This is a genomic window from Streptomyces sp. NPDC031111 (assembly GCF_055570675.1).
The window spans coordinates 217220-243151 of the sequence record NZ_JBVIGS010000011.1; the positions used below are offsets into that span (position 1 = coordinate 217220).

The following is a 25932-nucleotide window of genomic DNA, read 5'->3' on the forward strand; positions in this document are numbered from 1 at the left end:
TAGTCCACGCTGTCTCCCGGTCAATCAACCGGCCTGCGCGTCGCGGTCCGCACGGGCGGTCAAGGGGTGCACGGGGAGAATCACCCGTGGGAGGGGGTTCACACCACCCCTGTGGGTTACCTCACACCAAGCCCGGCCGGTGTTCTTTGTCGCCTCTCACAACGGGCCTGATGCCCGCGTGACCAGTACCGTCATGACTATGACGACTTCCGCATCGGTTCCCACCGGCCCCGACAACACGACCGCCGGCCACGGCACGGTGACCGACCGTCTGGTCGACGCAAACCAGCAGTACGCGGCCGCCTTCACCGACCCCGGGATGGACGCCCGCCCGGTGCTCCAGGTCGCCGTGGTGGCGTGCATGGACGCCCGGCTCGACCTGCACGACGCGCTCGGCCTCTCGCTCGGCGACTGCCACACCATCCGCAACGCGGGCGGTGTGGTCACCGACGACGTGATCCGCTCCCTGACCATCAGCCAGCGGGCCCTCGGCACCCGCAGCGTGGTCCTCATCCACCACACCGGCTGCGGCCTGGAGTCCATCACCGAGGAGTTCCGGCACGACCTGGAGATGGAGGTCGGCCAGCGCCCCAACTGGGCCGTGGAGGCCTTCCGGGACGTGGACCAGGACGTCCGGCAGTCGATGCAGCGCGTGCGCACCTCGCCGTTCCTGCTGCACACCGATGACGTGCGCGGTTTCGTCTTCGACGTGAAGACGGGCCTGCTGCGCGAGATCGACCCCGCCTGACCGGGCCGCCCGCCCGGAGACGACCCGGACTCCGGAAGCCGGTACGGACCGTGGAAACGGCCGCGGAACAGGCCGTGGAACCCCTGGGACCTGACAGATCGCTGTCAGTTGTCCACAGGCGAGTGACACGAAACGGTAACGGCGGCAAGAATGCGGGAGTGGTGTCACGCGGAACTTTTCCCGCGTGGCGTCCGTGATTGGGGTGGGCCGGGCCGCACAGCAAGGCGTCGGCCCGGAACATTTGGGGTCCCCCGCTCCTTGCGGAGCGCGGGGAAAGGCCGAGGAGGGCCGGGTGACGACCTATGACGATCGAGCGAGCCTCACTGATCTGACCGCCGTGGTGGAACGCGTGCGGGATTCGGTGGAAGGCGTGATCGAGGGAAAGCCCGAGGTCGTACGGCTCTCGCTGACCGTACTGCTCGCCGAGGGACATCTGCTCATCGAGGATGTCCCGGGAGTCGGCAAGACGATGCTGGCCAAGGCACTGGCGCGGTCCATCGACTGCTCGGTGCGGCGGATCCAGTTCACACCGGACCTGCTGCCCTCGGACATCACCGGCGTGTCCATCTGGGACCAGCAGCGCCGTGACTTCGAGTTCAAGCCGGGCGCGATCTTCGCGCAGGTGGTCATCGGCGACGAGATCAACCGGGCGTCGCCGAAGACCCAGTCGGCCCTGCTGGAGTCGATGGAGGAGCGCCAGGTCACCATCGACGGCAAGACCTACGAACTGCCCAGCCCGTTCATGGTCGTGGCGACGCAGAACCCGGTCGAGATGGAGGGCACCTACCCGCTTCCGGAGGCCCAGCGCGACCGTTTCATGGCGCGCGTCTCGGTCGGCTACCCGAGCGCGGAGGCCGAACTCCAGATGCTGGACGTGCACGGCGGCGTCTCCCCGCTGGAGGACCTCCAGCCGGTGGCGCACGCGCACGAGATCCTCAAGCTGATCGAGGCGGTGCGCGGCGTGCACGTGGCCGAGCCGGTCCGCCGGTACGCGGTGGACCTGGTCTCCGCCACCCGTACGCACCCCGACCTCAGACTCGGCGCCTCCCCGCGTGCGACGCTGCACCTGCTGCGCGCGGCGAAGGCGTCCGCCGCCCTCAGCGGCCGGGAGTACGCGCTGCCCGACGACGTGCAGGCGCTCGCCGTGGCCGTGCTCGCCCACCGGCTGCTGCCCACGGCCCAGGCCCAGCTCAACCGCCGCACGTCGGAGCAGGTGGTGCAGGAGATCCTGCAACGCACCCCGGTGCCCGCGGCGGCCCCGCCGCAGACCGGCTTCGGCCTGGGCCACAGCGGGCCGGGCTACGGCCAGCAGCCGCCCCGGAGGCTGTGATGACCACCGCGGGCGCCGTCCACACGGAGGGCGACACGGGCGACCGGAGCGGTGTCAGGACGGCCCTCGCGGGACTCACCACCCGCGGGCGCTCCTTCCTGGCCGCCGGTGTGGCGGCCGCGATCTGCGCGTATGTGCTCGGGCAGAGCGATCTGCTGCGGGTCGGGCTGCTGCTGGCGGCGCTGCCGCTGGTGTGCGCGGCCGTGCTCTACCGCACCCGCTACCGGGTCGCCGGCAGCCGCCGGCTCTCCCCGGGGCGGGTGCCCGCCGGCTCGGAGGCGCGGGTGCATCTGCGGATGGACAACGTCTCACGGCTGCCCACGGGCCTGCTGATGCTCCAGGACCGGGTGCCCTACGTACTCGGCCCGCGCCCTCGGTTCGTGCTGGACCGGGTGGAGGCGGGCGGGCGCCGCGAGGTGTCCTACCGGGTCCGCTCCGATCTGCGCGGCCGCTATCCGCTGGGCCCGCTCCAGCTGCGGCTGTCCGACCCGTTCGGGATGTGCGAGCTCACCAGGTCGTTCTCGACGTACGACACGCTGACGGTGGTCCCGCGCGTGGAGCCGCTGCCGCCGGTGCGGCTGAGCGGTGAGGCGAAGGGGTACGGCGACGGGCGGCAGCGCGCGCTGGCGCTGGCCGGCGAGGACGACGTGATCCCGCGCGGCTACCGCTACGGCGACGATCTGCGCCGGGTGCACTGGCGCTCCACCGCCCGCTACGGCGAGCTGATGGTGCGCCGCGAGGAGCAGCCGCAGCGCGCGCGGTGCACGGTGCTGCTGGACACCCGGGCCATCGCCTACGAGGGCGCCGGACCGGATTCGGCGTTCGAGTGGGCGGTGTCGGGCGCGGCCTCCGTGCTGGTGCACATGCTGGAGCGGGGCTTCTCGGTCCGGCTGCTCACCGACACGGGCAACTCGGTGCCCGGCGAGGGGTCAGACGGTTTCGCGGGCGCCAGTCAGGAGTCGGCGGACGCGGCCGGGCTGATGATGGACACCCTCGCCGTGGTGGACCACTCCGACGGGGAGGGTCTGTCGCTCGCCTACGACGTGCTGCGCGGCGGCAACGAGGGGCTGCTGGTGGCCTTCCTCGGCGATCTGGACGAGGAGCAGGCCGCGGTCCTCGCCCGGATGCGGCAGCGCAGCGGCGGCGCCGTGGCCTTCCTGCTGGACAGCGGGACGTGGCTGCGGGAACCGGCCGATGTGCCGGGTGCGTTGGACAGGAGCGGGGAGCGGCTGCGGATGCTGCGTGAGGCCGGCTGGACGGCCCTGGGCGTGCCGCGGGGTGCCTCGGTGGAAGAGCTGTGGCGGCAGGCGGACCGGGAGCGTTCGGGCCTGACGGCGGCGAGCGGTGGGGAGGGACCGTGATCAGCGGGCGGGCGAGGCTGGCGCTGTGCGCGTGGGCGGCCACACTGATGGCGGCGTGCGCCCTGCTGCCGCTGGTCGAACCGTCGACCTGGCTGGTGCAGGCGGCGTTCCTGCTGGCGGTGCAGTCGGGGGTGGGCGCGGCGGCCCGGCGGGTGCCGCTGGCGCGCCCGCTGACGGTGGCGGCGCAGGTCCTGGTCACGCTGGTGCTGCTGACCCTGGCGTTCGCGCGTGAGCACGCCGTCGCCGGGCTGATACCCGGGCCGGACACCTTCCGCTTCTTCGCCGACCTGCTGGAGCAGGGCGGCAACGACGTCAGCCGGTACGCGATCCCGGCACCGCTGTCCGACGGCATCCGGCTGATGCTGATCGGCGGCGTCCTGGTGATCGGGCTGCTGGTGGACCTCCTCGCGGTCACCTTCCGCAGCGCCGCTCCGGCCGGGCTTCCGCTGCTCGCCCTGTACTCGGTGGCGGCGGGGCTGTCCGACAACGGCATCGACTGGCTGTGGTTCCTGCTGGCGGCCACCGGCTATCTGATGCTGCTGCTCGCCGAGGGCCGCGACCGCTTGTCCCAGTGGGGGCGGGTGTTCGCCGGGCCGGCCCGCAGGGCCGGCGACGACCGGCCCGGCGCCGTGGCACCGGTGCGCACCGGGCGACGGATCGGCGCGGTCGCGCTGGGCATAGCGCTGGTGGTGCCGCTGGGCCTGCCCGCGATGAACGGCGGCCTGCTGGACCCGGCCGGCACGGGTGTCGGCTCGGGCGGCGGCGGGGGCGGCACGATCTCCGCGGTGAACCCCCTGGTGTCGCTGCGCGACTCGCTGAACGTGGACGAGGACCGCCAGGTGATGTCGGTCCGCTCCGAGCTGACGGACACGTCGGACCTGTATCTGCGGATCGTGTCCCTGGACGACTTCGACGGCACCACGTGGAAACCGTCGAAGCGGTCCATCACCACCGTGCCCGACGGCAGGTTCCCGACCCCGCCGGGCCTCGGCTCCGAGGTCGGGCGCACGGAGATCGGCACGACGATCTCCACCGCCGACTGGTACGGCCAGGACTGGCTGCCGATGCCCTATCCGCCGAGCGGGGTGAGCATCCGGGGCAACTGGCGCTACGAGCCCGTGGGCATGACGCTGGTCGGCGACCACGGCCAGAACACGCGCGGGCTGACGTACGAGGTGCGCAGCCTCCATGTGCAGCCCACGGCGGAGCAGCTGGCCGACGCGCCGAATCCGGCGCCCGCCCTGCAACGCGAGTACACCGAGCTGCCCGACTCGCTGCCCGCCGTGGTGTCCCGCACCGCCCGTGACGTCACCGCGGGCGCGGACAACGCCTACGAGCAGGCAGTCCTGCTCCAGGAGTACTTCACGCTGAGCGGCGGCTTCGAGTACGACACCGAGGTGGACGTCGGCAGCGGCTCGCAGGCGATCGCGCGGTTCCTGCGCGACAAGCAGGGCTTCTGCGTGCACTTCTCGTTCGCGATGGCGTCGATGGCCCGTTCGCTGGGCATACCGGCGCGGGTCGCGGTGGGCTTCGCGCCCGGCACCCCGCAGGCGGACGGCACGGTCACGGTCGGGCTGCGGGACGCGCACGCCTGGCCGGAACTCTACTTCGAGGGGGTGGGCTGGACCCGTTTCGAGCCGACCCCGACCCGTGGTTCGACGCCGACGTACACGGTGCCGGACGCCGCGGACAGTACGGCGCCCGATCCGGCCCGGCCGTCCCAGGCGGCGCCCTCGGAGCCGTCGGCGGAGCCCACCGAGAGCGAGAGCTGCTCGGCGGAGCGCAGGCGGCTGGACGGGTGCGGGAGCGAGTCGCCGCAGGCGGTCCTGCCGGCCGGCGACGACGGGCCGAAGTGGTACACGCTGCTGGCGTGGGTGCTGGCCGGTCTGGCCGTGCTGGTGCTGCCGCTGTCGCCGATGCTGTGGCGGGTGCGGACGCGGGCGGTGCGGCTGGGCGGGCACGGACGGTCGGAGGCGGACACGGCGCCGTACGTCCTGGCCGTCTGGGACGAGCTGACCGACACGGCGTGGGACCACGGGATCGCACCGGACGAGTCGCTGACGCCTCGCGGGGCGGCGGACCGGATCGTGCGGCTCGGCCGGCTCGACACGGGGGCGGGTGCGGCGGTGCACCGCGTCGCCGACGCGGTGGAGCAGGTGCTGTACGCGCCGCGGCCTCGGCCGGTGGCGGGGCTGACGGAGGATGTCCGTCGGGTGAGTGCGGCGCTGCGGGGTACGGCCGGGCGGGGGGTGCGGGTGCGGGCGGTGTTCGCTCCGCGGTCCGCTGTGCGGGTGGTGTGGGCCGTGTCCGGGTGGTGGGCCGGGGTGCGGGAGCGGGGGCGGGCGGTGCGGCCGGTGTGGCGGCGGCCTTTCCGGCAGCAGGGCTGAGCCTTTTCGGGGGCCCCGTGCTTTGGGGCCCCCGGTGCTTTTCGGGGTCCCGAGCTTTGCAGGGTGCTGCCCGTTGGGGCCGGACGGGGGTGGGTCGCGCTGCCCGGCGCTGGCGGGTGCCGTCGCGCCCACCCGTGCCGCCCCAGCGGCACGACTGCCCGCGGATGGGCGGGCGGCTGGCCGCGGAGTGCGGGCGTGCTTCAGGGGGTGACCAACCTTGTTGGTCACCCCCTGGGGCTTGGCTTGGGGAGTTAGTGGCCGCCCTGTTCGTCTCGGCGGCGCTGCCAGCGCTCCTCTATGCGGTCCATCATGGACCGGCGTTGTCTGGCCTGACGGCCCGCCTGGGGCGGCGCGCCCGCCGTGCCTGTGGGCTGCTCACCCGGTTTGGGGGCCTTGCGCCAGCCGGTCACCGCGAGCACCGCGCATCCCAGCATCACGAGGAACCCCACGACACTGAGCCAGACCTGCTGGGCGACCATACCGGCCATGAGGAGCGCAATACCCACGAGGAAGCCCGCGACCGCCTGGTAGACCCGTCGCCGGGTGTACGTACGCAGCCCGCTACCCTCGAGCGCTGTCGCGAACTTGGGATCTTCGGCGTACAGCGCTCGCTCCATTTGCTCGAGCATGCGCTGCTCGTGCTCCGAGAGCGGCACGGAGTCCTCCTCATCGTGCAGTCGCCGGGGCGACCCGGGGGGTCCCTTCAGGATAGGCAGGGAATCGCCCCCGTGAAACCCGCCCCTCTGCGCCAATTGACCAACCGGTACCAGCCATCACGTCCCGGTCCGCTGAGGCTTCTCATTCCCCGGCGGCCGACTCGTCATGCCGGACGGTCTCCCTCGATCATACGGCGCCGAGCCGCCATTCGGGGGGCCTGTGGCGCACTCCATGCACGGCGGGGGCCGTCGGACGTGCCGCTGATCAGCAGCGCGTCACAGAGGGCCACTCACGCCCCAGAGGTCTCCCGGGTCTCACCGAGCACATGGAGTTGCGTGGCCACGGAGTGGAAGGCGGCGAGCTCGGCCGCCGCGGCCTCCAGCTTCAGCAGCGCGTCCATGGCTCCGGGCTCGGTGTCGACGAGCACTCCGGGGACGAGGTCGGCGAAGACCCGCACGCCGTGCACCGCGCCGACCCGGAGGCCCGCGCCCTCCACGAGCGCGGTGAGCTGGTCGGCGGTGAAGCGGCGCGGCACGGGGTCGCCGGTGCCCCATCGGCCGTTCGGGTCGTCGAGCGCCTGCCTGGCCTCCGTGAAGTGACCGGCGAGGGCGCGGGCGAGCACGGCGCCGCCGAGGCCCGCCGCGAGCAGGCTGAGAACGCCCTCGGGGCGCAGGGCGGCCACCGCGTTGCGGACGCCCTCGGCCGGGTCGTCGACGTACTCCAGGACGCCGTGGCACAGCACGACGTCGTAGCCGCCGCGCTCGGCCACCTCGAAGAGGCCGTGGGCGTCGCCCTGGACGCCTCGGACCCGGTCGGCGACGCCGGCCTCGGCGGCGCGGCGCTCCAGGGCGAACAGGGCGTTGGGGCTGGGGTCCACCACGGTGACGGTGTGGCCGAGCAGGGCGAGGGGCACCGCGAAGTTGCCGCTGCCGCCGCCGGTGTCGAGGACGTCCAGCGCCTGCCGTCCGGTCGCCTTGACCCGGCGTTCCAGGGCGTCCTGGAGGACCTCCCAGACCACGGCGGTACGGAGAGCGGCGCGGGGTCGCATCGGGTCCGACACGGTAGTGACTCCTCGGCGGGGCACCGCCATGGCTTTTTGGCGGGGCGGTTGGGCTTCAGGTGCTGCCCAGCCTATGGCCTGCGGCGTGGTGGGCGGTCATCCGGCCGGGGGCTCGGGGGTGAACCCTTTGTTTTCGCCCCCGCCGCCCCTTCCCGTCCCGTCCTGGGGGCTTCGCCCCCAGACCCCCGTTGCGCCCCGCGGCGGAGCCGCATGTCGACACAGCCCCGCGCCCCTGTAGGGCGCTCAGCCCGCGTCGGGCATGTTGCCGGGGTCGTCCGTGTCGTCGCGGGGCTGGGGCAGGGACGGCTGGAGGACCAGCATGCGTTCGACCAGGCGGAGGAACATCGACACGTCGCGTATGAGGTCGTCGGCGTCCCGGGCGGTGGCCGCGCCCTGGATGCCGGCCTCGGCGCGGGCGCGGCGGCCGGCTCCGGAGGCGAACAGCGCGCTCCACTCGGTGAGCTCGGGCGCTATCTCGGGGAGCACTTCCCAGGCGCTCCGGATCCTGGCCCGGGCCCTGGACGAGGTCTCGGGCCGGCCGCGTGCGGCGAGCACGGCGGCGGCGGTGCGCAGGGCGGCGAGGTGGGCCGTCGCGTAGCGCTCGTTGGGTGTTTCGAGGACGGTGGCCTCGTCGAGTCCGGCACGGGCCTGGGCGAGCAGGTCGAGGGCGGCGGGCGGGGCGGCGGTGCGGCGCAGCACGGGGTGGATGTCGCTCGCCGGGCCGTTCAGCGAGGGGGCAGGGCGGGTTGCGCGGTGCCGACGGGCCGCGGATGCGGACGAGTTGGCCATGACGAACCTCCTGTCGTCTTCGTGACGGCTCCTCTACCACGAGGTGCCGTATGTGCACATCGTGAGGTATGGCACTGACAATCCGTTCTGACCTGGGCTTTTGCTTCGCTCGACAGTTCGGGTTAGTTTTTGCACTGACCAGTCAGTTCAAAAACAGGGGGACTTGTGGACGGTCCGACCGGATTCGCCGTCACGGCCCGCGACTTCGGCCTGAAGGGGCCGCGGGGCTGGGCGTTCCGCGGGGTCTCGGCCGACGCGGAGCCCGGCTCGCTGATCGCGGTGGAGGGGCCGTCCGGCTCGGGCCGGACCTGTCTGCTGCTCGCCCTCACCGGTCGGATGCGGCCCACGGAGGGCCGGGCCGCCGTCGGCGGTCTCGAACTGCCCCGGCGGATGTCCGCGGTCCGCCGGGCGAGCGCACTCGCCCACGTCAGCGGCGTCACCGACCTCGACCCCGCCCTCACCGTCGGCGAGCACCTGCGCGAACAGGCCCTGCTGCGACGCCGCTTCGGCGACTCGCCGTACCGCCTGCTGCCGCGTCCGCGCACCGCGCGCGCCGACGAGGAACGCAGGCTCGTCGACACCGCCCTGACCACCGCCGGACTGGACCTCGCGGCCCTCCCCAAGGGCGCGCGGACCCACGTACGGGATCTGGAGCGGGTGGAGGCGCTGCGGCTGTCGCTCGCGCTGGCGCTGCTGGGGCGCCCCCGGCTGCTCGGTGTGGACGACACCGATCTGAAGCTGTCGCCCGCCGAACGGGACGGGATCTGGGCCCTGCTGAAGTCCATCGCCGGCACCGGCACCACCGTGCTGGCCGTGTGCGCCGAGGCGCCACCCGGCGCGGTGCTCGTCCGCACGGGCACCGACCGGCACGACGAGGCGAAGGAGGCCGCTGATGCGCTCGCCGCGACTGGCCGCTCTTGAGCTGCGCCGCTTCGGCCGGGGCAAGCTGCCGCGCGCGGCCCTGGTCGCCCTGCTGGTGCTGCCCCTGTTGTACGGAGCGCTGTACCTGTGGTCGTTCTGGGACCCGTACGGCCGGCTGGACCGCATCCCGGTGGCGCTCGTGAACGACGACGAGGGGGCGACCGCCGAAGGGAAGCGGATCAGCGCGGGCGACGACATCGCCGAAGGGCTGCGCGACAGCGGCACGTTCGACTGGCGGGAGGTGAGCGCCGCCGAGGCCCGGCGGGGCGTAGAGGACGGCACGTACTACCTGTCGCTGACCATGCCCGCCGACTTCAGCCGCCGTATCGCCTCCAGCTCCGGCGACTCCCCCGAGACCGGCGCCCTCCAGGTGCGCACGAACGACGCCAACAACTACATCGTCGGGCAGATCTCCCGCACCGTCTTCGGCGAGGTGCGCCAGGCCGCCTCCACGAAGACCTCGCGCTCCTTCCTGGACCGGATCTTCGTCTCGTTCTCGGACATCCACGGCGAGACGGTGAAGGCGGCGAAGGGCGCCGACAAGCTGAGCGGCGGCATCGGGAAGGCGGAGAAGGGCTCCAAGGACCTCGCCGACGGCCTGACGGACGCGCGCAAGGGCAGCGGCAAGCTGTCCAAGGGCCTTGAGGACCTCCACAAGGGCGCCGGTGACCTGGAGGACGGCTCGAAGAAGGTCGCGGCCGGCACGCGGACGCTCGCCGACAAGGTGAACGCCCTCGACGCCGAGGTGGGCCCGTTCCTCGAGGACAACGAGAAGACCATCGGCGACACCGCGCGGTTCGTCGCCGACTCGGCCGGCCGGCTCCGCGACGACCTCGACACGCTGGAGGAGAAGGCGCCGGCCGCCGCGAAGGACGCCCGCGCGGCGTCCGGCACCATGGACGACCTCCACAAGGCACGCTGCGAGGACCCCGTCCTGCCCGACCCCGCGTGCCCGGACCTGAAGAAGGCCCGGGACGCGGTGGCCACCGCGGCGACGGTCGCCGGCGACGTCGACGCCCTGGTCACCGACCACGGCGACGACCTGAAGAAGCTCGACACCCACCTCGGCACCCTGGAGAAGCAGGCCCGGTCGCTCGCCGACCGCGCGCCGCACCTCTCCGAGGACCTCGACGACGCCGTCACCCGGATCAACAAGCTCGACTCCGGGGCCGGCAAGGTCGCCGCCGGCGCGAAGAAGCTGAACAAGGGACTCGGCACCGCGGAGACCGGCGCCCGGAACCTGGACAAGGGCGTCGGTGAGCTGAAGACCGGCGCGGACGATCTGAACGGCGGCCTCTACAAGCTCGTCGACGGCTCCGGCGAACTCGCAGGCGGCCTGCACGACGGCGCGGGGAGGATCCCCGACTACGACGAGCGGGACCGCGACCGGCGCACGGAGGTGATGGCCGACCCGGTGCGGCTCGTCTCCAGCGATCTGCACAAGGCGCCCAACTACGGCACCGGCTTCGCCCCGTACTTCATCCCGCTGTCGCTGTGGGTGGGCGCGATGGTGGCGTACATGCTGATCGCGCCGATGAACCGGCGGGCGCTCGCGGCGGGCGCCTCCGCCTGGCGGATCGCGCTGGCGGGCTGGCTGCCGGTGGTGGCGATCGGGGTGCTCCAGACGGTGGCCCTGATGTCGGTGCTGCACTGGGGGCTCGGACTGCGGATGGCGCGGGCCGCCGGGACGGTGGGCTTCCTGTTCCTGGTGACGGCGTGCTTCGCGGCGATCGTGCAGTGGCTGAACGCCCGCTTCGGGGCGGCCGGCCGGATCCTCGTCCTCGCGCTGCTGATGCTCCAGCTGACCTCGGCGGGCGGCACGTACCCGGTGCAGACGAGCCCGGCCTTCTTCAACGCGCTGCACCCGTTCCTGCCGATGAGCCATGTCGTGGAGGCGCTGCGGCGGCTGATCACGGGCGGCGGCCCCGGACCGGTGTGGCAGGCGTGCGCCGTGTTGACCGCCTTCACCGCGGGTGCCCTCGCGCTGACCGCGCTGTCGGCCCGCCGCCGCCAGGTGTGGACCCTGGACCGGCTCCACCCGGAGCTGAGCCTGTGAACGGTCGGACCGGCCCTCCTGTGACAATCAGGGCCATGGAAAGCAGCAGCACCACGCCGGGCGGCAGCGCCCGCCGCGAGGCCACCCGGCAGAAGCTCTACGAGGCCGCCGTCACCCTCATCGCCGAACAGGGCTTCTCCGCCACCACCGTGGACGAGATCGCCGAGCGGGCGGGCGTCGCGAAGGGCACGGTCTACTACAACTTCGCGAGCAAGTCGGTCCTCTTCGAGGAGCTGCTGCGGCACGGCGTCGGCCTGCTCACCGCCTCGCTCCGGGAGGCGGCCGAGCGGACGGCCGCGGAGGGCGGCAGCAGGGTGGACGCCCTGGACGCGATGATCCGCGCGGGGCTCGTCTTCATCGACCGCTACCCGGCCTTCACCCAGCTGTACGTGGCCGAGCTGTGGCGCACCAACCGGGCCTGGCAGTCCACGCTGATGGTGGTGCGGCAGCAGGCCGTGGCGGTGGTCGAGGGCGTGCTGCGCGAGGGCGTGGCGAACGGCGAGTTCAGCGAGGAGATCGACGTCCCGCTGACGGCGGCGGCGCTGGTCGGCATGGTGCTGGTGGCCGCGCTGGACTGGAAGTCCTTCCAGCCGGAGCGCTCCCTGGACGACGTGCACGCGGCGCTGTCCCGGCTGCTCCAGGGCCGGGTCAGCGGCCGACCCTGAACCCGTCCGGTGCATGAGAACGCCGGCCCGGCGGTGGCCGCGTCCCCCGCGGGCCACCGGCCGGACCGGCGCCTTCCTTGCTCCCCCGTACGTCCCCCCGTGGACCCCCGTTGCGGTCGTCCCCCGGGTTCCCCCGTGCCTCGCTCCCGCCGACGGTGCCGGCGGAAGGAGCGGATCGCGGGCCCGCCGCCGTTCCGGCGCCCCGTGCCGCCGGTTCCGGGAGGCGAGCCCCTCTCCGTGGTCTCCACTCTCCCGTTCCGGCGGGCCCGCCCCATCCGCGCCCGTACTCAACTGGGCGACTGGGTACGGATACTCAGGGCTGCGCACCCGTGCCCACGGCCCGGTGCCGCCGACTGGTCCCCCGGTCGGGGGCGCGGGTACTCGGGACGGACTGTCGGTGGCGGCGGATAAAGTCCCTGGCATGGCACGGATTGCGGTGATCGGCGCCGGGATGGGCGCGATGGCGGCCGCCGCCCGGCTGGCCGTCGCGGGCCACCGGGTGGCGGTGTACGAGCGGACGGAGACCTACGGGGGCGCGCTGCGCCGTGTGGAGCGCGACGGGTTCTCCTTCGACACGGGGCCGGGTCTGCTCCCGCTGCCCGCCGTCCACCGCGATCTGTTCGTGAAGACCGGCCGGGAGCCGCTGGAGGAATGCGTCGAGCTGGTCCAGGTCGACCCGTCGTCGCACCACGTGTTCGCGGACGGTACGCGCGTGTCGCTGCCCAACGCCTCCCGCGCGGGCGTGGTCTCGGCCCTGGAGGACGCCCTGGGAGCGTCCGCCGCCAGGCGCTGGGGCGACTTCCTGGTGCGGGCCCGGGAGGCCTGGGACCGCTCGCGGCGGCCGCTCCTCGAGGAGCCGCTGTGGCCCAACTGGCAGGTCCTGGCGGAGCGTGAGCCCTATCCCGCGGTCCCCCACAAGAGGCTGCTGCGCACGCGCACGGCGGGCACGCTCGCCGAGGTCGGCGCCTGGGAGCTGCGCGATCCCCGGCTGATCGCCCTGCTGGAGAGCCACGCGCTGGCGTACGGCCTCGACCCCCGCGAGACCCCGGCGAGCGCGGCGGTGCTGCCGTACATGGAGCACGCCTTCGGCACGTGGTACGTGCGGGGCGGTATGCGGGAGCTGGCGCGGGCGGTGTACGAGCGGTGCGTGGCCCGCCGGGTGGAGTTCCACTTCGGCGCGGAGGTCGCCGGGGTGCTGGAGAAGGACGGCCGGGCGGCCGGGGTGGAACTCGCCGACGGGACGCGCGCGGAGGCGGATCTCGTGGTCGCCGGCGTGGCTCCCGGGGTGATGGACCGGCTGGGCCGGGGGACGCGGGTGCGCGGTGACGACGGGGTTCCGGCCCAGCGGGGGGCGGCGAGCCGGGTGACGGCGCTGCTGGCGCTGCGGGGCGGGCGCCCCGAGGGGACGGCGCACCGTACGGTCGTGCACGCGGAGGAGCGGGAGGCCGAGCTGGTGTCGCTGTTCGGCTCCCCCGCGGGCCTGCCCGCCCGCCCCACGGTGACGGTCCTGCGGCCGGACGACCCGGCGCTGGTCCCGGACGCCGCCCACGAGGCGGTCACGGTCACGTCGGTGGTGCCCGCGGGGTTTGAGGGCGTCTCGGAGGCGCACGTCGAGAGTCTGATCACCGCCGCCGAGCGGGCCGTACCCGGCCTGCGCGACCGGCTGCTGTGGCACGAGGTGCGCACCCCGGCCGACATCGCCGAGGAGACCGGGGCGGAGGGCGGCGCGGTGCCGGTTCCGGCGCTGGCCGCGGCGGGCGGGCGGCTGCTGCACCCGTCCAACACCACAAGGCTGCCGGGGCTGTTCACGGCCGGTGGCTGGTCCCACCCCGGCGGCGGGCTCCCGCACGCCGGGATGTCCGGGGCACTGGTCGCCGGACTGATCGTGGAGGGGCCGGAGTTCCGCGGCTCGCAGTGACCGCGCTCAGAAGCGGTACTGCTCGTCGTACCCGGGGCCGTTGCCCTGCGGCTGTCCGTCGCCCTGGTACGGGTAGGGCTGCTCCGGCGGGAGTTCACCGCCGTACGGGTCGTCGGCGCTGCGCTGCTGCGGGACCCACAGGCCGCCGGCCGGGGTCTCGCCGCCGTAGGCGCCGGCGTACGGGTCCTGGGCGTAGCCCTGCTGGGCGTACTGCTGCGGGTCGGCGTAGCCCGTGTCGTACGAGGTGTCGCCGTAGGCCGAGTTGCCGATGTACGGGTCGGAGTAGGCGGCGTACTGCTGCTGGCCCGTGGTGTCGTAGCCCTGCTGCTGGCCGTAACCGGAGTAGTCGTAGGCGTAGTTCTGGTCGGCGGCCTGGGTGGCGCCCGCGTACTGGTCCTGGGACGGGGCCGCGTACCCGGTGTCGCCGTAGACGCCGTAGGAACCGGTGTCGTCGGGCATGGGCTGCGGCTCGTAGACGGCGGTGGTCTCGGCGGCCGCCGGCTGGTCGGGGCGCGCGGCGGGGGTGAAGACGTCGTCGCGGTCGTAGTCGTCGTCCGTGCCGTAGCCGGAACGGTCGCGGTGGTCGGCGCCCTCGTCGCCGTAACCGGCGGACGTCTCCAGGTCGGAGACCTCCAGGGTGGGGTCCTGGCGCCCGCGCTCGCCCCGGCGGCCCTTGGCGGCGGCCAGCACCGGCGCGTTGACCGCCCAGCCGGCCGCGAAGCCCCTGCGGAAGGACAGCGTGACGTAGGTCTGGCCGACCGCGAAGGCGGCGGCGCCCAGCCCGATGACGATCACCGACGGAATCAGCACACCGAGCACGACACCGAGGAAGCCGGCGAAGGCGAGCAGCCGCCAGCGCAGCCGCGCCTTGTACTGAAGCAGCACCTCACCGAGCAGCCACAGCGCGACGATGCCGAACGCGATGTAGAGGACCGTCCAGCCCATGTACGCCCCTCTCCCAGTGGTCGCTACGCAGTGTGTCGTATGTCCGTGCGACCGGTCTAGGCCCGCGGTGGGTGGTGCAGGCCCAGGTTCTCGTAGATTTCCAGGGTCGCCGTGGAGTTGTTGAGCGTGATGAAGTGCAGTCCGGGCACTCCCTCGGCCAGCAGCCGAGCGCAGAACTCCGTGGCGAACTCGATACCGATGGAGCGTACCGCCGCCGGATCGTCCTTCGCTGTGAGGATCCGCTCTTTGAGGGCGTCGGGGAACGAGGCGTTACTGAGCTTTGGCAACCTCTCCAGCATCTTCACGCTGGTCACGGGCATGACTTCGGGAATCACGGGGGTCGCGCAGCCCGCCGCGTCGACTCGGTCACGCAGCCGGAGATACGACTCGGGCTGGAAGAACATCTGAGTGATCGCGTAATCGGCGCCGGCCCGGCACTTGTCGACGAAGTGGGCGACGTCGGTGTCCCAGTCAGCCGAGCGCGGGTGCATCTCGGGGAAGGCGGCGACACCGACGCAGAAGTCGCCCGACTCCTTGATGAGCCGGACGAGTTCGGCCGCGTAGGTCAGTCCCTCCGGGTGCGGGACCCAGTCACCCATCGGGTCGCCGGGCGGGTCGCCGCGCACGGCGAGCATGTTGCGGATCCCGGCGTCGGCGTACTGGCCGATGATGTTGCGCAGTTCGGCGACGGTGTGGTCGACCGCCGTGAGGTGGGCCACGGGGGTGAGGGTGGTGTCGGCGACGATCTGCTGGGTCTCCTTGACCGTGCCGGCACGCGTGGAGCCGCCCGCGCCGTACGTCACGGAGACGAAGTCCGGCGCGACCGCCTCGACCCTGCGCAGCGCGCTCCACAGGTTCCGCTCGCCCTTGGGGGTCTTCGGCGCCGAGAACTCGAACGAGTAGGTCGTCTTGCCTGCGGCGAGGATGTCGCGCACGGTGCGTGCGCGATCAGTCCTGGTGGATGCGGTTCCGAGGGCCATACGGGCAGGTTAGCCAGGGGTGGGCGGTCCCCCAACCGGACGGGTGGGATTTGTCTGAAATGACGACTTGTTGTCCACACCTTGGACAAGTCTGGGATGCGTGGGGTTCATCAGGCGTCGGAGCCGGCCGTCTGCCGCAGCCGCTTCGCGAACTCGGCCGCCGCCGCGCCCGGGTCGTCCGCCTCGGTGATGGCCCGTACGACGACGACCCGGCGGGCGCCGGCGTCCAGCACCTCGTCGAGGTTGCCGAGGTCGATGCCGCCGATGGCGAACCAGGGGCGCCCGGTGCCGAGGGCGGCGGTGTACCGGACCAGGTCCAGGCCGGGGGCGGGCCGGCCGGGCTTGGTGGGGGTGGGCCAGCAGGGGCCGGTGCAGAAGTAGTCCACTCCGGGCTGGACGGCCGCCGCCGCTGCCTCGGACTCGGCGTGGGTGGAGCGGCCGATCAGGACGTCGTCGCCCAGGATCGCGCGGGCGGCGGGGACGGGGAGGTCGCCCTGGCCGAGGTGGAGGACGTCGGCGCCGGCGGCGTGGGCGACGTCCGCGCGGTCGTTGACCGCGAGCAGCTTGCCGTGCCGGTCGCAGGCGTCGGCGAGGACGGCCAGGTGCTCCAGCTCCTCGCCGGCCTCCATGCCCTTGTCCCGCAGCTGCACGATGTCGACCCCGCCGGCCAGGACCGCGTCCAGGAACTCCGCGAGGTCGCCCTGCCGCTTGCGGGCGTCGGTGCACAGGTAGACCCGGGCGTCGGCGAGCCGGGCGCGGGCGGTGGCGGTGTCGGACATGCGGCGTCCCCCCGGATGTCGGTGGCGTACGGACCCGGCGGGCCCGGTGTGTCGGCGGTGTGCGTTCCCCGGCCGGGGAGCGCACACCGCAAGGGACCCTATGCCGCGGGCACGGGCGGGCCCTCGGCCGGGGCCCGTGCCCCGGCCGGTGTCGTGGTGGTTCGGGACGGTCGGGTGCGGGTCAGACCGCGAGCGCCTGGGCCCGGCGCTTCACCTCCGTGCCACGGTTCTCGCTGAGTGCCTGCGCCGGTGTGCCCGGCAGGGTGGGGTCGGGGGTGAACAGCCACTCCAGCATTTCCTCGACCGTGAAGCCGTCGTCCCGCAGGAGCGTCAGGGTCCCGGTCAGGCCCTTGACGACCTTGTCCCCGTCGATGAAGGCGGCGGGCACGTGCAGCGCGCGGTTCTCACCTCGGCGTACGGCGATGAGCTGGCCCTCCTTGACCAGCTGCCGGACACGTGTCACCTCGACGCCGAGCTGTTCGGCGATGTCGGGGAGGGTGAGCCAGGCGGGGACGAGAGCATCGATCTTTGCGTCAATCTCGGTCACGGAACAAGCCTGCCATCTGCCACTGACAGTCGGAAGTCAGCCCCGCCCACCTGGGCCGACGCGTCGGCCCGTGATCTCATACGGCCGCCGACTTCAGCGGACGCGCCGGGTCCGCCAGCAGCCCGGCGTCCATCGCCGTGCCCGACTCGATCAGCCGGCGCCCCTGCGCCAGGTCCCGGGGCCGCCCCACCGCGAGCAGCGCGACCAGGCGGGACTCCCGCAGCCAGCACACGGTCCACGCCGCCTCGGCGGGGTCCCCGCGCCACACGGTCCGGTCGGCTGCCGCGTGATGCCCCGCGTACTGCACGAAGCGCCCGAACTGCTCGGACCAGAAGTACGGCACCGGGTCGTAGACCGCGGGGGCCTGCCCGGTGGGCGCGCCGAGGACGTTCACGGCGACCGTGCGCGGCCCCTGGAGGGCGTTGTCCCAGTGGTGGACGAGCAGCCGCTCGCCGTAGCGGCCGGACGGGAAGGACGCGCAGTCGCCGACCGCGTACACGTCCGGCACGGAGGTCGCCAGGTGGTGGTCGGCGACGACCTCGCCGTGCGCCCCCAGCTCGATCCCGGAGCCCCCCAGCCAGGCCGTCGCGGGCCGGGCCCCGATGCCGACGACCACGGCGCCCGCGGGCAGCCGCGAGCCGTCGTCCAGCACCACGGCGCCGGGCTCGACGCGCTCCACGCGCGCGTGCGTGCGCAGCCCGACGCCGGCCTCGGCGTACCAGGCGGTCATCCGGTCCGCCACCTCGGCGGGCAGCGCCTCGGCCAGCGGGCGCTCCGCGGCCTCCACCACGGTGACCGCGCAGCCTGCCTCGCGTGCGGCCGTGGCGAACTCCGCGCCGATCCAGCCGGCGCCGACCACCACGATGTCGTGTTGCCGCGCGAGCACCGGCCGCAGCCGTTCGGCGTCGTCCAGGGTGCGCAGCAGATGCACGCCGGGCACCCCCTCGGCGCCGGGCAGCCGGACCGGTTCCGCCCCGGTGGCGACCACCAGGACGTCGTACGGGACAGGCCCGTTCTCGGTGTCCAGCTCGTGGTCGCCCGGGCGCAGGCCGAGCACCTCGCAGCCGAGCCGCAGCTCGATGCCGAGCTCCTCGAAGTCGACGTCGAAGGCGGAGTCCTCGGCCTTGCCGAGCAGGACCGCCTTGGACAACGGCGGCCTGTCGTACGGCTGGTGGGGCTCCGCGCCGATCAGGGTCACGGTGCCGGTGAAGCCCTGCTCCCGCAGCGCGACCGCGGTCTGCACACCGGCCATGCCGGCGCCCGCCACCACCACCCGCCGCGGCTCGGACGGTCCCGGTTCCTGCGTCTGCTCGCTCACCCGATCACCATAGACACCCGACGCGCGCCGATCAGTCGGAGTCCTCGTCCCCGGACAGCTGCTCGACCACGCTCGTCCCGCTGCCCGGCTGCGACTCCCACTCCCAGCTCTCCTCCAGCCGTACCCGTCCGTCGGGCAGCTCCACGACCGTCGACACGCAGTGCCCCGAGGACGTCGTGCCGTCCCGCTTGAGCTGCACGTACCGGAAGTCCAGCCGGTCTCCCGCGCGGGTGCCCACCAGATGCCCGCGGACGACGTCGCCGCCCGCGTAGTCGGCCCAGATCTCGCCGCCGCGCTCGTGGTAGACGAACCGGGTACGGGTGCCGACCTGGCCCGGGGCCTGGTCGGCGACGGGGGCGAGGACGAGTCCGTCGAGCGAGCGTGCCACGCGGAGGCTCCCTTACGAGGTCGGTGGGCCGAGGGCTAGGGTGGCCAACGTACAAGCACTCGCGGGAGCCCGGACGCACCGGGCTGAGAGGGAGGCTGGCGGCCTCCGACCGTACGAACCTGATCCGGGTCATGCCGGCGAAGGGAGGGGCTGGACGCCCATGTCGCCCACGCGTACCTCAGACGTCCTCGTCGTCGGGGGCGGAATCATCGGTCTGGTCACGGCCTGGCGGGCCGCGCAGCGCGGTCTCGCCACGACCGTGGTGGACCCCGAGCCGGGCGGCGGCGCCGCCCGGGTGGCCGCCGGGATGCTGGCCGCCGTCACCGAACTGCACTACGGCGAGGAGACCCTGCTCGCCCTGAACCTCGCCTCCGCGCGGCGCTATCCCGACTTCGCGGCCGAGCTGACCGAGCTCACCGGCCAGGACCTCGGCTACCGCGGGTGCGGCACGCTCGCCGTGGCGCTGGACGCCGACGACCGCGCCCATCTGCGGGAGCTGCACGCGCTCCAGCAGCGGTCCGGGCTGGAGTCGCAGTGGCTGTCCGGGCGGGAGTGCCGGCGGCTGGAGCCCATGCTCGCGCCGGGTGTGCGCGGCGGTCTGCGGGTGGACGGCGACCACCAGATCGACCCGCGGCGGCTGGCGGCCGCGCTGCTGACCGCGTGCGAGCGGGCGGGCGTGGTCGTGCACCGCGCGTGGGCCGAGCGGCTGGTCGTCGCCGGGGACCGGGCGACGGGAGTCGTCACGGCCGACGGCACCGAGCTGGGCGCCGGGCAGGTGGTGCTGGCCGCCGGCAGTCTCAGCGGACGGCTCGCGGGCGTACCCGCGGACGTACTGCCTCCCGTACGGCCCGTGAAGGGCCAGGTGGTGCGGCTGACGATGCCCGCCCGGCACGGTCCCTTCCTGAGCCGGACGGTGCGGGCCGTGGTGCGCGGCAGCCACGTCTACCTGGTGCCCCGCGAGAACGGGGAGCTGGTGATCGGCGCGACCAGCGAGGAGATGGGCTGGGACACGACGGTCACCGCCGGCGGCGTGTACGAGCTGCTGCGCGACGCCCACGAACTCGCCCCCGGGATCACCGAGCTGCCCCTCACCGAGACCCTGGCCGGACTGCGCCCCGCCTCCCCCGACAACGCGCCGCTGCTCGGCCCCACCGCGCTGGAGGGGCTGCTGCTGGCCACCGGCCACTACCGCAACGGCGTGCTGCTGACGCCCGTCACCGGCGACGTCATGGCGCACGTCCTCACCACCGGCGCGCTCCCGGAGGAGGCCCGCCCGTTCACCCCCCGGCGCTTCGGCGCCGCCGTCCTCACGGAGCAGTCCGCATGAACGTCTCGGTCAACGGCGAGCCCCGGGAGTTCGCCCCCGGCACGGCCCTCGACCTCGTCGTGAAGTCGCTCACCGCGGCGCCCTCCGGGGTGGCCGCCGCCCTCAACGAAACCGTCGTACCGCGCGTGCAGTGGCCCGCCACTCCCCTGTCCGAGGGGGACCGCGTGGAAGTCCTGACCGCCGTCCAGGGAGGCTGACCATGGCCGACGATCCGTTCCTCCTCGGCGGTACGTCCTACACCTCCCGCCTGATCATGGGCACCGGAGGGGCGCCGAGCCTCGATGTGCTGGAGCGGGCGCTGGTGGCGTCCGGGACGGAGCTGACGACCGTCGCGATGCGGCGGGTGGACCCGTCGGTGCACGGGTCGGTGCTGTCGGTGCTGGAGAAGCTGGGCATCCGGGTGCTGCCGAACACGGCGGGCTGCTTCACCGCGGGTGAGGCCGTGCTCACCGCGCGGCTCGCGCGGGAGGCGCTCGGCACCGATCTGGTCAAGCTGGAGGTCATCGCCGACGAGCGGACCCTGCTGCCGGACCCGGTGGAGCTGCTGGACGCGGCGGAGACGCTGGTCGACGACGGGTTCACGGTGCTGCCGTACACGAACGACGATCCGGTGCTGGCGCGGAAGCTGGAGGACGTGGGGTGTGCGGCGGTGATGCCGTTGGGGTCGCCGATCGGGTCGGGGCTCGGGATCCGGAATCCGCACAACTTCGAGTTGATCGTGGAGCGGGCGGGGGTGCCGGTGATTCTCGACGCCGGGGCCGGGACCGCGTCGGATGTGGCGCTGGCGATGGAGCTGGGGTGTGCGGGGGTGATGCTGGCGTCGGCGGTGACACGGGCGCAGGAGCCGGTGCTGATGGCTGCCGCGATGCGGGGGGCCGTGGAGGCGGGGCGGTTGGCTCGGGTGGCGGGGCGGATTCCTCGGCGGTGGTTCGCCGCGTCCGCGTCTTCTCCTGCGGAGGGCATGGCGGTGTTGGATCCGGAGCGGCCGGCTTTTTAGGTGCGGGGTGCCTTTGGCCGGGCGGGGGTGGGTTGCGCTTGCCGGCGCTTGCCGGGTGCCGCCTGCGCCCACCCGTGCCGCCCCAGCGGCACGACTGCCCGCAGCTTCGTAACGCACGTCACAGGTCCGCTTCAACGGGGGAGCAAGCGGGCGGGGGTGTCGGTGGGGGCTCGTAGACTCTGTGCGTGGATACGACCCTTCAGGACCCCCTGGTCGGGCAGGTGCTCGACGGCCGGTATCGCGTCGAGGCGCGGATCGCGGTCGGCGGGATGGCCACGGTCTACCGGGCCGTGGACACCCGCCTGGACCGCGTCCTCGCGCTCAAGGTGATGCACCCCTCCCTCGCGGCCGACGGCTCGTTCGTCGAGCGGTTCATCAGGGAGGCGAAGTCGGTCGCCCGCCTGGCCCACCCGAACGTGGTGCAGGTCTTCGACCAGGGCACCGACGGGGCGTACGTCTACCTGGCGATGGAGTACATCGCCGGCTGCACCCTGCGCGACGTGCTGCGCGAGCGCGGAGCGCTCCAGCCGCGCGCCGCGCTGGACATCCTGGAGCCGGTGCTGGCCGCGCTCGGTGCCGCGCACCGGGCGGGGTTCGTGCACCGCGACATGAAGCCCGAGAACGTGCTGATAGGGGACGACGGCCGGGTCAAGGTCGCCGACTTCGGTCTGGTCCGCGCCGTGGACTCGGTGACGAACACCACGGGCACCGTGCTGGGCACGGTCTCCTACCTGGCGCCGGAGCAGATCGAGAACGGCACCGCCGATCCCCGCGTCGACGTGTACGCCTGCGGCATCCTGCTGTACGAGATGCTGACCGGCGAGAAGCCGCACGACGGCGACTCCCCCGCGATCGTGCTCTACAAGCATCTGCACGACGACGTCCCGCCCCCGTCGGCCGCCGTGCCGGGCATGGCGTACGAGCTGGACGAGCTGGTCGCGTCGGCGACGGCGCGCAACCCCGAGGTCCGTCCGCACGACGCGGTGGCGCTGCTCGCGCGGGTCCGCGCGGGGCGCGGCCGGCTCACCGCCGAGCAGCTCGACGCGGTACCCCCACAGGCGCTGACGTCGGAGCACGACAACGCGGAGGACCGTACGAGCGTCATCCCCCGCGCGCTGACGGTCCCCCGCCCGCTGCCGGTCAACGAGGACGGGGCCGCGGACCCGGTGCACCACACCAGCCGGTTCCAGTCCCCGCCGCCGCTGCCGCCCCGGCGCCGGACGGCGCTGCGGCGCGGCCCGATGGCGATCGTCGTGGCCGTGCTCCTGGTCCTCGGCGTCGGCACGGGCATCTGGTACATCAACTCCGGCCAGTTCACCAAGGTCCCGCCGCTGCTGGCGAAGACCGAGAAGGAGGCCCGGGACCGGCTGGCGACCGCCGGGCTGGACGTCGGCGAGGTGAAGGAGGCGTACAGCGACACGGTGGAGCGGGGCGCGGTGATCAGCACCGATCCCAAGGCGGGGGCCCGTATCCGCAGCAACGACTCGGTGTCGCTGACCATCTCCAGGGGCCCGGAGACCGTGCGGGTGCCCGACCTGGACGGCTATCCGCTGGACAAGGCGCGGGACCTGCTCGGGGACGAGGGTCTGGAGCCGGGCATGGTGACGCGGGAGTTCAGCGAGGCCGTGGCCCGGGGGTCCGTGATCTCCACGGAGCCGGGCAAGGGCACCAAGGTCCGCGCGGGCTCCGCCGTGGCGCTGACCGTGAGCAAGGGCAGCCCGGTGGACGTGCCGGACGTGACCGGCGACGACGTCGAGGACGCGCGTGCCGCGCTGGAGGAGGCCGGTCTCAAGGTGAAGATCGCCCCCGAGCGGGTCAACTCCGAGCACGACGCCGGCCAGGTGGCCCGGCAGACCCCGGGCGAGGGCCGTCAGGCCGCCGAGGGCGACACCGTGACGCTGACGCTGTCCAAGGGCCCGGAGATGGTCGAGGTGCCGGACGTGGTCGGCGACAGCGTGGGCGAGGCCAAGGAGAAGCTGGAGGGCGCCGGGTTCCAGGTGGACGAGGACCGCGGACTGCTCGGCCTGTTCGGCGACACCGTCGAGGGCCAGTCCGTGGACGGCGGGGACACCGCCCCCAAGGGGTCGACGATCACCATCGAGATCGGCTGAGCGGGACGGGGCCCCGACCGCCGCGCCCCGCGGTCATGACACCCTTGACGGGTGAAGAACCACCTGTCCGGCCCCGCCCGCAACCCGATCGGCGGCCACGTCCCCGTGGCCGGCGGCCTGCACTCCGTCGGCCTCTCCTACGCCCGTGAGCTGAAGGCCGAGACCGTGCAGGTCTTCGTCGCCAATCCGCGCGGCTGGGCCACGCCCGTCGGCAACCCCAGGCAGGACGAGGCGTTCCGCGCGGCCTGCGCGGCCGAGTCGATCCCGGCGTACGTGCACGCCCCGTACCTGATCAATTTCGGGTCCCACACCGAGGCGACCGTCGAGCGGTCGGTGGAGTCGCTGCGGCACTCGCTGCGGCGGGGGCGGGAGATCGGCGCGCTGGGCGTGGTGGTGCACACGGGCAGCGCGACCGGCGGACGGGAGCGGCCGGTGGCGCTGAAGCAGGTACGGGAGCACATGCTGCCGCTGCTCGACGAGCTCACCCATGACGACGACCCGTACCTGCTGCTGGAGTCGACGGCGGGCCAGGGTGCCTCGCTGTGCTCGCGGACCTGGGACTTCGGGCCGTACTTCGAGGCCCTGGACGCCCACCCGAAGCTGGGCGTCTGCCTGGACACCTGCCATGTCTTCGCGGCCGGACACGACCTGACCGGGCCGGACGGAACGCACCGGACGCTGGATCTGCTGGTGGACACGGTCGGCGAGGGGCGGCTGAAGCTGATCCACGCCAACGACTCCATGGACGTGGTCGGCGCGCACAAGGACCGTCACGCCAACATCGGCGCCGGACACATCGGCGAGGATCCGTTCCGGGCCCTGATGACGCACCCGGCGACCGAGGGCGTACCGCTGGTCATCGAGACGCCCGGCGGCAAGGAGGGACACGCGGCGGACGTGGAGCGGCTGAAGAAGCTCCGGGACTCCTGAGGCGTCCGGCGGTCAGAGCTCGGGGCCGTCCCCGGGCTCCTCCTGGTAGGAGTAGCGCTGCTCCTTCCAGGGGTCGCCGAGGTTGTGGTAGCCGCGCTCCTCCCAGAAGCCCCGGCGGTCGGCGGTCATGTACTCCACACCGCGGACCCACTTGGGGCCCTTCCAGGCGTACAGGTGGGGGACGATCAGCCGCAGCGGGAAGCCGTGCTCGGCGGTGAGCAGCTCGCCGTCCTTGTGGGTGGCGAAGAGGGCGCGCTCGGACGTGAAGTCGGCCAGCCGGAGGTTGGAGCTGAAGCCGTACTCCGCCCAGACCATCACATGGGTGACGTCCGGGGCGGGCGGGGCGATGTCCACGATGGTGCGGGCCGGGATCCCGCCCCACTCGGCGCCCACCATGCTGAACTTGGTGACGCAGTGCAGATCGGCCACCACGGTGGTGTACGGCAGGGCCGTGAACTCCTCGTGGTTCCAGCAGTGCTTCTCACCGTCGGCGGTGGCGCCGAAGACCCGGAACTCCCAGCGCTCGGGCCGGAACTTGGGGACGGGCCCGTAGTGCGTGACCGGCCAGCCCCGCTGGAGTCGCTGCCCCGGCGGGAGCTCGAACCGCGCCGCTCCTTCTGATGCGCGCTCCCCCGCTTCGCGTTCCGCCGGCTGACCCATGCCTCCATCCTGACAGACCGGTGGCGATGCCCCTGAACCGGGCCCGGCAGATTCGGTCAAACAGGTACAAAGACGACTGAGCATGGACTTACTTACTAAGTGAAGACTTACTGGACGATCTTCTCCGCCGATGCAATCATGCGCCCCAACCTGCCAGTTCCCCCGCGCGGAAGGAGCCCATGCGATGCAGGGCGACCCCGAGGTCATCGAATTCCTGAACGAGCAGCTGACCGCCGAGCTCACGGCCATCAACCAGTACTTCCTGCACTCGAAGCTGCAGGACCACAAGGGCTGGACGAAACTCGCCCAGTACACGCGTGCGGAGTCCTTCGACGAGATGCGGCACGCCGAGGTGCTCACCGACCGCATCCTGCTCCTCGACGGCCTGCCGAACTACCAGCGGCTGTTCCACGTCCGGGTCGGGCAGAGCGTGACCGAGATGTTCCAGGCGGACCGGGAGATCGAACTCGAGGCGATCGACCGGCTGCGCCGCGGGGTGGAGGTCATGCGCAACAAGGGTGACATCACCTCGGCCAACGTCTTCGAGGCGATCCTGGCCGACGAGGAGCACCACATCGACTATCTGGACACCCAGCTGGACCTGATCGAGAAGCTGGGCGAGTCGCTGTACCTGTCGACGGTCATCGAGCAGTCCCAGCCCGATGCGTCGGGCCCGGGGACGGGCGGCTTCTCAACCCACTAGGGCAGGCGGCGGGAGCCGCCTAGGCGGCTTCCGGCAGCGTCGCCGTGAGCGGCGGCTCGCCCTGGTCGATCAGCTGCCGTCGTGGGCACGAGCCGCGGCCGAGCAGTGCCTGGATGCGCCGTACACAACCGCCGCAGTCGGTGCCCGCCTTGCAGGCGGAGGCGATCTGCCGGGGCGTGCACGCTCCGGCGTCCGCGTGACTCTTCACCTGTTCCTCGGTCACGCCGAAGCAGCTGCACACGAACACGCGGTTCACCTCCCGAAGAAGTACTGGGTCGAGCCGTACCGACCCCTGATCGGTGAGGCTAACCTAACCTTACCCGGCGCCCCAGGGGCACAAAAGAGGGGGTGGGGT

The 25932-nt window shown here is 73.0% G+C and carries 25 protein-coding genes and 1 riboswitch; of the genes, 14 read left to right on the forward strand and 11 right to left on the reverse strand.

What is annotated here, in order from left to right; translation table 11 throughout:
• The first annotated feature begins 199 nt into the window (after nucleotides 1-199).
• The 4 genes from ACZ470_RS23565 (at nucleotide 200) to ACZ470_RS23580 (ending at nucleotide 5826) form a co-directional block, all read left to right on the forward strand.
• Nucleotides 200-748 (forward strand): beta-class carbonic anhydrase, encoded by a 549-nt coding sequence (locus ACZ470_RS23565; protein WP_468430064.1) that lies wholly within the window; start codon nucleotides 200-202, stop codon nucleotides 746-748.
• Nucleotides 749-1040: 292 nt separating this feature from the next.
• The gene (locus ACZ470_RS23570; protein WP_468430066.1) at nucleotides 1041-2078 is read left to right on the forward strand and encodes an AAA family ATPase; all 1038 of its coding nucleotides are present in this window, start codon (nucleotides 1041-1043) and stop codon (nucleotides 2076-2078) included.
• A complete protein-coding gene (locus ACZ470_RS23575) occupies nucleotides 2078-3439 on the forward strand; it encodes a DUF58 domain-containing protein (protein ID WP_468430068.1) in 1362 nt (453 codons plus the stop codon). Before ACZ470_RS23570 ends, ACZ470_RS23575 begins: the two co-directional genes overlap by 1 nt.
• A 47-nt stretch (nucleotides 3440-3486) precedes the next feature.
• A complete protein-coding gene (locus tag ACZ470_RS23580; RefSeq protein WP_468430245.1) occupies nucleotides 3487-5826 on the forward strand; it encodes a transglutaminase TgpA family protein in 2340 nt (779 codons plus the stop codon).
• Nucleotides 5827-6077: 251 nt separating this feature from the next.
• On the opposite strand, the gene ACZ470_RS23585 is transcribed toward ACZ470_RS23580, so the two are convergent.
• The 3 genes from ACZ470_RS23585 to ACZ470_RS23595 form a co-directional block, all read right to left on the reverse strand.
• A complete protein-coding gene (locus ACZ470_RS23585; protein WP_468430070.1) occupies nucleotides 6078-6482 on the reverse strand; it encodes a DUF3040 domain-containing protein in 405 nt (134 codons plus the stop codon).
• 290 nt (nucleotides 6483-6772) lie between these two features.
• The gene (locus ACZ470_RS23590) at nucleotides 6773-7543 is read right to left on the reverse strand and encodes a methyltransferase (RefSeq protein ID WP_468430071.1); all 771 of its coding nucleotides are present in this window, start codon (nucleotides 7541-7543) and stop codon (nucleotides 6773-6775) included.
• A 243-nt stretch (nucleotides 7544-7786) separates the two neighbouring features.
• Entirely contained in the window at nucleotides 7787-8332 is a 546-nt protein-coding gene (locus ACZ470_RS23595; protein WP_468430073.1) for an SAV_6107 family HEPN domain-containing protein, read from the reverse strand.
• 165 nt (nucleotides 8333-8497) lie between these two features.
• On the opposite strand from ACZ470_RS23595, the gene ACZ470_RS23600 reads away from it, so the two are divergent.
• The 4 genes from ACZ470_RS23600 (at nucleotide 8498) to ACZ470_RS23615 (ending at nucleotide 13892) form a co-directional block, all read left to right on the forward strand.
• A complete protein-coding gene (locus ACZ470_RS23600; RefSeq protein WP_468430075.1) occupies nucleotides 8498-9253 on the forward strand; it encodes an ATP-binding cassette domain-containing protein in 756 nt (251 codons plus the stop codon).
• Nucleotides 9225-11309, forward strand: coding sequence for a YhgE/Pip family protein (locus ACZ470_RS23605; protein ID WP_468430077.1), 2085 nt, complete (start codon nucleotides 9225-9227; stop codon nucleotides 11307-11309). Before ACZ470_RS23600 ends, ACZ470_RS23605 begins: the two co-directional genes overlap by 29 nt.
• Before the next feature lie 35 nt (nucleotides 11310-11344).
• Entirely contained in the window at nucleotides 11345-11974 is a 630-nt protein-coding gene (locus ACZ470_RS23610) for a TetR/AcrR family transcriptional regulator (RefSeq protein WP_468430079.1), read from the forward strand.
• 421 nt (nucleotides 11975-12395) lie between these two features.
• Nucleotides 12396-13892, forward strand: a complete 1497-nt coding sequence (locus tag ACZ470_RS23615) for a phytoene desaturase family protein (protein ID WP_468430080.1) — start codon at nucleotides 12396-12398, stop codon at nucleotides 13890-13892.
• 6 nt (nucleotides 13893-13898) lie between these two features.
• Here the strand turns inward: ACZ470_RS23615 and ACZ470_RS23620 are convergent, their stop codons facing one another.
• The 6 genes from ACZ470_RS23620 to ACZ470_RS23645 form a co-directional block, all read right to left on the reverse strand.
• Nucleotides 13899-14837, reverse strand: a complete 939-nt coding sequence (locus tag ACZ470_RS23620; RefSeq protein WP_468430082.1) for an SCO2102 family sporulation regulator — start codon at nucleotides 14835-14837, stop codon at nucleotides 13899-13901.
• Nucleotides 14838-14893: 56 nt separating this feature from the next.
• Nucleotides 14894-15817, reverse strand: coding sequence for a methylenetetrahydrofolate reductase [NAD(P)H] (gene metF / locus ACZ470_RS23625; protein WP_468430084.1), 924 nt, complete (start codon nucleotides 15815-15817; stop codon nucleotides 14894-14896).
• A gap of 110 nt (nucleotides 15818-15927) precedes the next feature.
• On the reverse strand, nucleotides 15928-16596 hold the full coding sequence (gene thiE, locus ACZ470_RS23630; protein WP_468430086.1) for a thiamine phosphate synthase: 669 nt from the start codon (nucleotides 16594-16596) through the stop codon (nucleotides 15928-15930).
• A 181-nt stretch (nucleotides 16597-16777) separates the two neighbouring features.
• Nucleotides 16778-17143, reverse strand: coding sequence for an Rv2175c family DNA-binding protein (locus tag ACZ470_RS23635; RefSeq protein ID WP_468430088.1), 366 nt, complete (start codon nucleotides 17141-17143; stop codon nucleotides 16778-16780).
• Nucleotides 17144-17219: 76 nt separating this feature from the next.
• Nucleotides 17220-18461 carry an NAD(P)/FAD-dependent oxidoreductase gene (locus ACZ470_RS23640; protein ID WP_468430090.1) on the reverse strand — a complete coding sequence of 414 codons (1242 nt, stop codon included), beginning with the start codon at nucleotides 18459-18461 and terminating at the stop codon, nucleotides 17220-17222.
• Between the two features lie 31 nt (nucleotides 18462-18492).
• Nucleotides 18493-18849, reverse strand: a complete 357-nt coding sequence (locus ACZ470_RS23645; RefSeq protein WP_468430092.1) for an avidin-fold protein — start codon at nucleotides 18847-18849, stop codon at nucleotides 18493-18495.
• A 51-nt stretch (nucleotides 18850-18900) separates the two neighbouring features.
• Nucleotides 18901-19012, forward strand: a riboswitch (TPP riboswitch).
• Here ACZ470_RS23645 and thiO point away from each other — a divergent pair.
• The 5 genes from thiO to ACZ470_RS23670 all read left to right on the forward strand — a co-directional run bounded on the left by thiO (nucleotide 19010) and on the right by ACZ470_RS23670 (nucleotide 24214).
• Nucleotides 19010-20176 carry a glycine oxidase ThiO gene (gene thiO / locus ACZ470_RS23650; RefSeq protein WP_468430093.1) on the forward strand — a complete coding sequence of 389 codons (1167 nt, stop codon included), beginning with the start codon at nucleotides 19010-19012 and terminating at the stop codon, nucleotides 20174-20176. Its footprint overlaps the riboswitch before it by 3 nt.
• Nucleotides 20173-20373: a sulfur carrier protein ThiS gene (thiS, locus tag ACZ470_RS23655; RefSeq protein WP_468430094.1), complete on the forward strand. Its 201-nt coding sequence runs from the start codon at nucleotides 20173-20175 to the stop codon at nucleotides 20371-20373. The genes thiO and thiS overlap by 4 nt, the downstream gene beginning before the upstream one ends.
• Before the next feature lie 2 nt (nucleotides 20374-20375).
• The gene (locus ACZ470_RS23660; protein ID WP_468430096.1) at nucleotides 20376-21173 is read left to right on the forward strand and encodes a thiazole synthase; all 798 of its coding nucleotides are present in this window, start codon (nucleotides 20376-20378) and stop codon (nucleotides 21171-21173) included.
• Between the two features lie 185 nt (nucleotides 21174-21358).
• Nucleotides 21359-23284 (forward strand): Stk1 family PASTA domain-containing Ser/Thr kinase, encoded by a 1926-nt coding sequence (gene pknB / locus ACZ470_RS23665; protein WP_468430098.1) that lies wholly within the window; start codon nucleotides 21359-21361, stop codon nucleotides 23282-23284.
• Between the two features lie 51 nt (nucleotides 23285-23335).
• On the forward strand, nucleotides 23336-24214 hold the full coding sequence (locus tag ACZ470_RS23670; RefSeq protein ID WP_468430100.1) for a deoxyribonuclease IV: 879 nt from the start codon (nucleotides 23336-23338) through the stop codon (nucleotides 24212-24214).
• Nucleotides 24215-24226: 12 nt separating this feature from the next.
• On the opposite strand, the gene ACZ470_RS23675 is transcribed toward ACZ470_RS23670, so the two are convergent.
• On the reverse strand, nucleotides 24227-24874 hold the full coding sequence (locus tag ACZ470_RS23675; RefSeq protein WP_468430102.1) for a sulfite oxidase-like oxidoreductase: 648 nt from the start codon (nucleotides 24872-24874) through the stop codon (nucleotides 24227-24229).
• Nucleotides 24875-25058: 184 nt separating this feature from the next.
• Between ACZ470_RS23675 and bfr the strand changes: the two genes are divergently transcribed.
• Nucleotides 25059-25577 (forward strand): bacterioferritin, encoded by a 519-nt coding sequence (gene bfr, locus ACZ470_RS23680; protein ID WP_468430104.1) that lies wholly within the window; start codon nucleotides 25059-25061, stop codon nucleotides 25575-25577.
• Nucleotides 25578-25596: 19 nt separating this feature from the next.
• Here the strand turns inward: bfr and ACZ470_RS23685 are convergent, their stop codons facing one another.
• Nucleotides 25597-25833, reverse strand: a complete 237-nt coding sequence (locus ACZ470_RS23685; protein WP_468430106.1) for a (2Fe-2S)-binding protein — start codon at nucleotides 25831-25833, stop codon at nucleotides 25597-25599.
• Nucleotides 25834-25932 lie beyond the last annotated feature (99 nt).